Source organism: Salmonella sp. NW645 (assembly GCF_051703725.1).
Classification (GTDB): Bacteria; Pseudomonadota; Gammaproteobacteria; order Enterobacterales; family Enterobacteriaceae; genus Salmonella; species Salmonella enterica.
The window spans coordinates 1-1,624 of the sequence record NZ_JAMMKR010000026.1 but is presented as its reverse complement, the minus strand read 5'-3'; the positions used below and the strand labels follow the sequence as shown (position 1 = coordinate 1,624).

At 53.6% G+C, this 1,624-nt stretch carries 1 rRNA gene; it reads left to right on the top strand.

The window, feature by feature from the left end:
• The first annotated feature begins 79 nt into the window (after nt 1-79).
• Nucleotides 80-1,621, top strand: a 16S ribosomal RNA gene (locus NA389_RS21890).
• Nucleotides 1,622-1,624 lie beyond the last annotated feature (3 nt).

Below are 1,624 nucleotides of genomic sequence, written 5' to 3'. Positions count from 1 at the left end.
GGACGAAAAATGAATACCAAGTCTCAAGAGTGAACACGTAATTCATTACGAAGTTTAATTCTTTGAGCATCAAACTTTTAAATTGAAGAGTTTGATCATGGCTCAGATTGAACGCTGGCGGCAGGCCTAACACATGCAAGTCGAACGGTAACAGGAAGCAGCTTGCTGCTTTGCTGACGAGTGGCGGACGGGTGAGTAATGTCTGGGAAACTGCCTGATGGAGGGGGATAACTACTGGAAACGGTGGCTAATACCGCATAACGTCGCAAGACCAAAGAGGGGGACCTTCGGGCCTCTTGCCATCAGATGTGCCCAGATGGGATTAGCTTGTTGGTGAGGTAACGGCTCACCAAGGCGACGATCCCTAGCTGGTCTGAGAGGATGACCAGCCACACTGGAACTGAGACACGGTCCAGACTCCTACGGGAGGCAGCAGTGGGGAATATTGCACAATGGGCGCAAGCCTGATGCAGCCATGCCGCGTGTATGAAGAAGGCCTTCGGGTTGTAAAGTACTTTCAGCGGGGAGGAAGGTGTTGTGGTTAATAACCGCAGCAATTGACGTTACCCGCAGAAGAAGCACCGGCTAACTCCGTGCCAGCAGCCGCGGTAATACGGAGGGTGCAAGCGTTAATCGGAATTACTGGGCGTAAAGCGCACGCAGGCGGTCTGTCAAGTCGGATGTGAAATCCCCGGGCTCAACCTGGGAACTGCATTCGAAACTGGCAGGCTTGAGTCTTGTAGAGGGGGGTAGAATTCCAGGTGTAGCGGTGAAATGCGTAGAGATCTGGAGGAATACCGGTGGCGAAGGCGGCCCCCTGGACAAAGACTGACGCTCAGGTGCGAAAGCGTGGGGAGCAAACAGGATTAGATACCCTGGTAGTCCACGCCGTAAACGATGTCTACTTGGAGGTTGTGCCCTTGAGGCGTGGCTTCCGGAGCTAACGCGTTAAGTAGACCGCCTGGGGAGTACGGCCGCAAGGTTAAAACTCAAATGAATTGACGGGGGCCCGCACAAGCGGTGGAGCATGTGGTTTAATTCGATGCAACGCGAAGAACCTTACCTGGTCTTGACATCCACGGAAGAATTCAGAGATGGATTTGTGCCTTCGGGAACCGTGAGACAGGTGCTGCATGGCTGTCGTCAGCTCGTGTTGTGAAATGTTGGGTTAAGTCCCGCAACGAGCGCAACCCTTATCCTTTGTTGCCAGCGGTCCGGCCGGGAACTCAAAGGAGACTGCCAGTGATAAACTGGAGGAAGGTGGGGATGACGTCAAGTCATCATGGCCCTTACGACCAGGGCTACACACGTGCTACAATGGCGCATACAAAGAGAAGCGACCTCGCGAGAGCAAGCGGACCTCATAAAGTGCGTCGTAGTCCGGATTGGAGTCTGCAACTCGACTCCATGAAGTCGGAATCGCTAGTAATCGTGGATCAGAATGCCACGGTGAATACGTTCCCGGGCCTTGTACACACCGCCCGTCACACCATGGGAGTGGGTTGCAAAAGAAGTAGGTAGCTTAACCTTCGGGAGGGCGCTTACCACTTTGTGATTCATGACTGGGGTGAAGTCGTAACAAGGTAACCGTAGGGGAACCTGCGGTTGGATCACCTCCTTACCT